This is a genomic window from Dietzia sp. DQ11-38-2 (assembly GCF_014145055.1).
Classification (GTDB): domain Bacteria; phylum Actinomycetota; class Actinomycetes; order Mycobacteriales; family Mycobacteriaceae; genus Dietzia.
Window position 1 is genome coordinate 1 of record NZ_JAALDW010000448.1, and the last position, 5,680, is coordinate 5,680.

The following is a 5,680-nucleotide window of genomic DNA, read 5'->3' on the forward strand; positions in this document are numbered from 1 at the left end:
CGGCTAGCCTCGCACCATGGGACGACGGACGAGTCGTCACCCCGCGCAGAGGATCATCGCCGGGAGTGACGCCAGAGGAGAGGTGGCGACCCTCGCGGTGGAGGAGCCGCTGGAGATCCGTCTCGGCGGACGACCCTATCTCGTCACGATGCGCACCCCGGGCGACGACATGGACCTGGCCGCCGGTTACCTGGTGTCAGAGGGAGCGATCTGGCACCGCGACCACCTCCCGGAGATCTGCTACTGCACCACGGTGAGCGGCCGCACCGAGCAGGACTACAACACCCTCACCGTGACCCTGTCCCCCGATGTCCCGGAGCCCCGGTCCGTCCGCGCGACCGCCATGACCAGCTCCTGCGGGGTGTGCGGCGTCGACTCGATCGCGGAGGTGCGCACGGCGACCCATTTCCCCGCCGAACCGGCCACCCCCCTGGTCGGGGCTGCGGTCCTGCTCTCCCTGCCCGACCGGCTCCGCGAGAAGCAGATCGTCTTCGGCCGGACCGGCGGGGTCCACGCGGCGGCACTGTTCTCCCCCGAGGGCGCCCTGCTCTGCCTGCGCGAGGACGTAGGACGGCACAACGCGGTCGACAAGGTGGTGGGCTGGGCACTGCGCGAGGGCCGGCTCCCGCTACGAGAGACGATCCTGCAGGTCTCGGGGCGGGCCTCGTTCGAATTGGTGCAGAAGACCTCGATGGCGGGCATACCGGTGATCTCCGCGGTCAGCGCCCCCTCGTCGTTGGCCGTGGACCTCGCCGGCGAGACCGGGGTGACGCTGGTCGGGTTCAGTCGTGGCGACCGCGCCACCGTCTACACCCATCCGGAGCGCATCGGCGACTGATCTCCCGGCCACGCGCACGCCGGGGCCGCGGCTGCGGCGAGGTGTGTTCGGGCGCACAATGGGCCCATGAGCCTGATTCCTCGCATCCGTCGGTCCGCGCCCGTCGCCGACATCGACGAGACCCGGATCCGGGTCGACGAACCCGAGACCAGCGCGGCGGGCCTCAAGGCCGTCTCGGTGGCGCTCGAGCGGGGGATCTCGCAAGCCGGAGTGTCCCGGACGGCGCAGGCGTTGGCCCGCCTCAACCACCGCGGCGGCACCGACTGCCCCGGATGCGCCTGGCCCGAGTCCATCACCGGGCCGCGCAAACCCGCCGAGTTCTGCGAGAACGGCGCCAAGGCCGTGGCCGAGGAGTCCACCACCCGGACGGTGACCCCCGAGTGGTGGGCCGCCCACCCGATCCGCGAGCTACGTGACAAGACCGAGTACTGGCTGGGAAACCAGGGCCGGATCACCGAGCCGGTGGTGCTGCGACCGGGTGACGACCACTACTCCCCCATCTCCTGGCGGGACGCGTTCGCACTCATGGCCGAGCACGTGAACTCCACGTCGCCGGACCGTTGCGTGTTCTACACCTCGGGCCGCACCGCCAACGAGACCGCGTTCATGTACCAGCTGCTCGCGCGGTCGATCGGCACCAACAACCTGCCCGACTGCTCCAACATGTGTCACGAGTCGTCCGGATCGGCGATGACGCCCACGATCGGCATCGGCAAGGGGACCGTCTCGCTGGAGGATTTCGATCACGCGGACGTCATCCTCGTCGTCGGACAGAATCCCGGCACCAACCACCCGCGGATGCTCTCCGCCCTCACCGACGCCCGGCGACGCGGTGCCCACGTGGTGGCCGTGAACCCGTTGCCCGAGGCCGGCCTGCTCGGGTTCGCCGACCCCCAGTCCCCGACGGGGATCGCCAAGAGCCTCGTCGAGGGCGGAGGCGAGACCGTCGCGGACGACTTCCTGCAGATCAAGGTGGGTGGCGACCTCGCCTTGTTCCAAGCCCTCGGCCATCTGCTGCTGCGCGCGGAGGACGCGGCTCCGGGAACCGTGGTGGACCGCGAATTCGTGGACACGTGCACCGAGGGGTTCCGGGACTACGCCGCCGCGCGTGCCGCGCTGGACTGGGAGGCCACCGAGCGGGCCACGGGCCTGCGACGCGACCAGATCGAGCGACTGGCCACGCTGCTCGTGCACTCGCGGGGCACGATCATCTGCTGGGCACTGGGACTCACGCAGCAGCCCCATTCGGTGGACACCCTGCGCGAGATCGTCAACGTTCTGCTGCTGCAGGGCAACTTCGGCAAGCCCGGCGCCGGCGCCTGCCCGGTCCGCGGGCACTCGAACGTGCAGGGCGACCGGACCATGGGGATCTGGGAGAAACCGGGCGCGATGCTGCTGGACGGGCTCGACGACGAGTTCGGCATCACCTCGCCGCGTGTGCACGGCTACGACTCGACGGAGACACTCGAGGCGTTCGAGCGCGGTGACGTGGACGTGTTCGTCTCCATGGGCGGCAACTTCGCCAAGGCGTGCTCGGACACCGATGTGCTCGAGACGGGGATGCAGCGCACCGGGTTGACCGTGCACGTGTCGACCAAGCCCAACCGCTCACACGTGGTCCACGGTCAGACGTCGCTCATCCTCCCGACCCTCGGACGGACGGACCGTGACGACCGCCATCCGGGGGGCGCACAGTTCGTCTCGGTGGAGGACTCGATGTCGGTGATCCGCTCGTCCCAGGGGCGCCTGGAGCCGGTGTCGGACCAACTCCTCAGCGAACCGCAGATCGTCGCGGGCATGGCAGAGGCGATCCTGGGCCACGACCACCCGGTGGGGTGGCGGGCGATGGCGGAGGATTACGACGTCATCCGCGACCACATCTCGCGCGTGATCCCCGGGTTCTCGGACTACAACCGCCGGGTGCGACAGAAGTCCGGCTTCGTGCTGCCCAATCCGCCGCGCGACACCCGGTCCTTCGCGACTCCGTCGGGGCGCGCGCAGTTCACGGTGTCACCACTGGAGTGGCTGGAGGCGCCGGCCGGGCACCTGATCCTGCAGACCCTGCGGTCGCACGATCAGTACAACACCACCTTCTACGGTCTCGACGACCGCTACCGGGGCATCTCCGAGGGCCGGCGGGTGATCCTGGTGAACCCGGACGACCTGCGCGACCTGGGTCTCGCGGACCGCCAGCTGGTCGACGTGGTGAGTGTGTTCACCGGCTCGGACGGAGTGACCAGCGAGCGCCGGGCGGACGAGTTCCGGCTGGTGTCCTACCCGACGGCCCGCGGCTGCTGCGCGGCCTACTTCCCCGAGGCCAACAACCTGGTCCACCGTCAGAACGTCGCGCGGGAGTCCAACACGCCCGGCTTCAAGGCGGTGACCGTCCGGTTCGAGCCGCGGAGTGAGCGCTAGCGAGGGCAGCGGCGAGCAACCGGCGCACGGGCGGAGCCCGGTTCGAGCCGCGGAGTGAGCGCTAGCTGAGCCGGGTGCGTGCGGGAGCGCCCGCGGCCACCGCATCGCCGGACTCCGACTCGCCGTGCGGAACGTACCTCCGGCCGGGCGCCACGAACAGCAGCAGCACCGCCGCACCCGCCGCGACCATTCCCAGGGCGAACATCGCGTCGGAGATCCCTGTCGCGAAGACCTCCGCGGCGGCGTCGACGATGCCCTGCAGCGCGGGCCCGGCGATGGTGACGTACTCGACCGCTCCCGCGAAAGAGCTCTCCACCGCCTGCCGTCCGGACTCGGGCACGCCTGGCAGGACGTCGACGATCCCGGTGGCGTAGCTGCCTGCCAGGATGCTGCCGGAGATCGCGATGCCGATGGCGGCGCCCACCTCGCGCATCGCGTCGTTGACGGCGGCGGCCACGCCCTGCTCGTCCACCGAGATGTCGGACACGATCGCGGAGGTGGCGGGTGCGGTCGACACGCCCAGTCCCACACTGGCCACGAGCAGCGGCCAGAGGATCTCCCAGTAGGTCGAGTCCACGCCCAGCCGGGAGAGCAGGACCATCCCGGTCGCGATCGCCGCCAGTCCCACCACGGTGACCACCCGGAGTCCGACCCACGCCGTGATGCGGGGCGAGAGGAGCGAGAAGACCATCACCGGGATCACCATCGGCGCCAGCGCCAGAGAGGCGGAGAGCGCGTCGTACCTCTTGACCAGCTGGAGGTACTGCACCATGAGCAGGAAGAACCCGAAGATCGTGAGGAACTGCATGCCCACGGCGACCGACCCGGTGGTGAAGCCGCGGCGCCGGAAGTACCGCACGTCGAGGAGGGGGTCGGTGGCGCGGAGTTCGACCAGGACGAAGCCGATCAGGCTCACGACCGCCGCCACCAGGGCGACGACGACGAGGGGTTCTCCGAAGCTCGTGTGCGCCCCCTCGATGAGCCCGAAGACGACTCCGCCGACCGCCAACGCCGAGAACACGGACCCCAGCACGTCCGGCCGACCGTGCCGGGAGGCCACGGATTCGCCGATGGTGAAGGCCGCCAGGAGCACGAGAAGGCCGACCACGGAGTAGACCACGAAGATCGACTTCCACGACCAGATCTGCAGCATGAGGCCCGAGCTGAGCAGGCCGACGATCCCGCCGATGCCCGCGAACCCGGCCCACATCCCCACTGCGGTGCCCCGGCGTTCGGACGGGAAGCTGGCGGTGAGCAGCGAGAGGGTGGAGGGCATGACGAACGCCGCGCCCACCCCTGCCACCGCCCGCAGGGCGATCACCCACAGCGGCGAGTCCAGCCAGATGGGCAGGGCCGAGGCCGCGGTGAACAGGACCAGTCCCACGATGAGGGTGGCCCGGCGGCCGAAGCGGTCCCCCAGCGCGCCGGCGGTGAGCACGAGCGCGGCGAGCGCCAGCGTGTAGGAGTCGATGATCCATGTGAGCTGGGCCTGGGTGGCGCCGGTGGCCACGGCGATGTCCGGCAGCGACGTGTACAGAGCGGACATCGTCGCGACGACCAGCGACACCGCCACGATGTTGACGAACAGCAGCCAGCGGCGCCGTCCGGTGGTCAGTTCCAGCACGTGGGCTCCCGGGGGTCAGGGTCGGCAGGGGTGGGGGTGGGTCGTGTCGAGAAACGATACCGGCGGTATCGGTCGGGTCCCCCCACCGTATACCACCGGTGGCCGTCACAATGGACCCATGAAGTCTCCGACCGATCCGCGCCGGGCACGTTCGCGGGGCAAACTCCTCGACGCCGCGGTCGATCTACTCCTGGCGGGTGGCGCCGCGGCGGTCACGGTGGACGCGGTCACCCGCGTGTCCGGGGTCGCGCGGACCACGCTGTACCGCAACTTCCCCTCCACCGACTCACTGATCGCCGCGGCGTTCCGACGCCTGCTGCCGGCGCCGGAGCCGCCTCCGGGCGACGCCCCGGTGCGCGATCAACTCATCCAGCTGTGCACGTCCATGACGCGGCTGATCCAGGACGCCCCCCTCCAGCAGTCGATGTGGGGATGGCTGGCGATGGGCCGGGGAGCCGGGGACGACGACGAGGTGGGCGAGCTGCGACGCGGAGTCGTGGACTCCTACGCCGCCCCCCTGCACGCGATCCTGTCCGCCGCCGAATCCGCCGGGACCCTGATCCCCGGGGACCGCGACCTGGCGGTGGCACAGCTCGCCGGGCCGGTGGTCCTCTCCCGCATGATCGGACTGCGTCCGTTCGCCGAGACGGACATCGAGATCCTCGTCGACGACTTCCTTCGCAGCCGCCTGGCGGGGAACGCGGGCCGAGACCGCCCGGTCGGTGAGACGGACCAGCACGACGCGGCAGCCGGCTCATGACCGACTCCGTCGGGGCGATCGTCCTGGCCGGTGGCCGCGCGAG

At 70.6% G+C, this 5,680-nt stretch carries 4 protein-coding genes; 3 read left to right on the top strand and 1 reads right to left on the bottom strand.

The features are described 5' to 3' along the window. Positions 1-16: 16 nt before the first annotated feature. Together fdhD and G6026_RS14295 are read left to right on the top strand one after the other, a co-directional pair. Positions 17-838, top strand: coding sequence for a formate dehydrogenase accessory sulfurtransferase FdhD (gene fdhD, locus G6026_RS14290; RefSeq protein WP_107755400.1), 822 nt, complete (start codon positions 17-19; stop codon positions 836-838). 66 nt (positions 839-904) lie between these two features. Then, entirely contained in the window at positions 905-3,253 is a 2,349-nt protein-coding gene (locus G6026_RS14295) for an FdhF/YdeP family oxidoreductase (RefSeq protein ID WP_182613566.1), read from the top strand. 61 nt (positions 3,254-3,314) lie between these two features. Here G6026_RS14295 and G6026_RS14300 read toward each other — a convergent pair whose 3' ends face one another. Continuing rightward, positions 3,315-4,877, bottom strand: a complete 1,563-nt coding sequence (locus G6026_RS14300; protein ID WP_182613567.1) for an MFS transporter — start codon at positions 4,875-4,877, stop codon at positions 3,315-3,317. Positions 4,878-4,995: 118 nt separating this feature from the next. Between G6026_RS14300 and G6026_RS14305 the strand changes: the two genes are divergently transcribed. Next, positions 4,996-5,637: a TetR/AcrR family transcriptional regulator gene (locus G6026_RS14305; RefSeq protein ID WP_182613568.1), complete on the top strand. Its 642-nt coding sequence runs from the start codon at positions 4,996-4,998 to the stop codon at positions 5,635-5,637. The last annotated feature ends 43 nt before the right edge of the window (positions 5,638-5,680 follow it).

Bases quoted from the DNA above. Each gene is read 5' to 3' on its own strand.
- fdhD (WP_107755400.1), top strand. From the start codon at position 17: ATGGGACGACGGACGAGTCGTCACCCCGCGCAGAGGATCATCGCCGGG.
- G6026_RS14295 (WP_182613566.1), top strand. From the start codon at position 905: ATGAGCCTGATTCCTCGCATCCGTCGGTCCGCGCCCGTCGCCGACATC.
- G6026_RS14305 (WP_182613568.1), top strand. From the start codon at position 4,996: ATGAAGTCTCCGACCGATCCGCGCCGGGCACGTTCGCGGGGCAAACTC.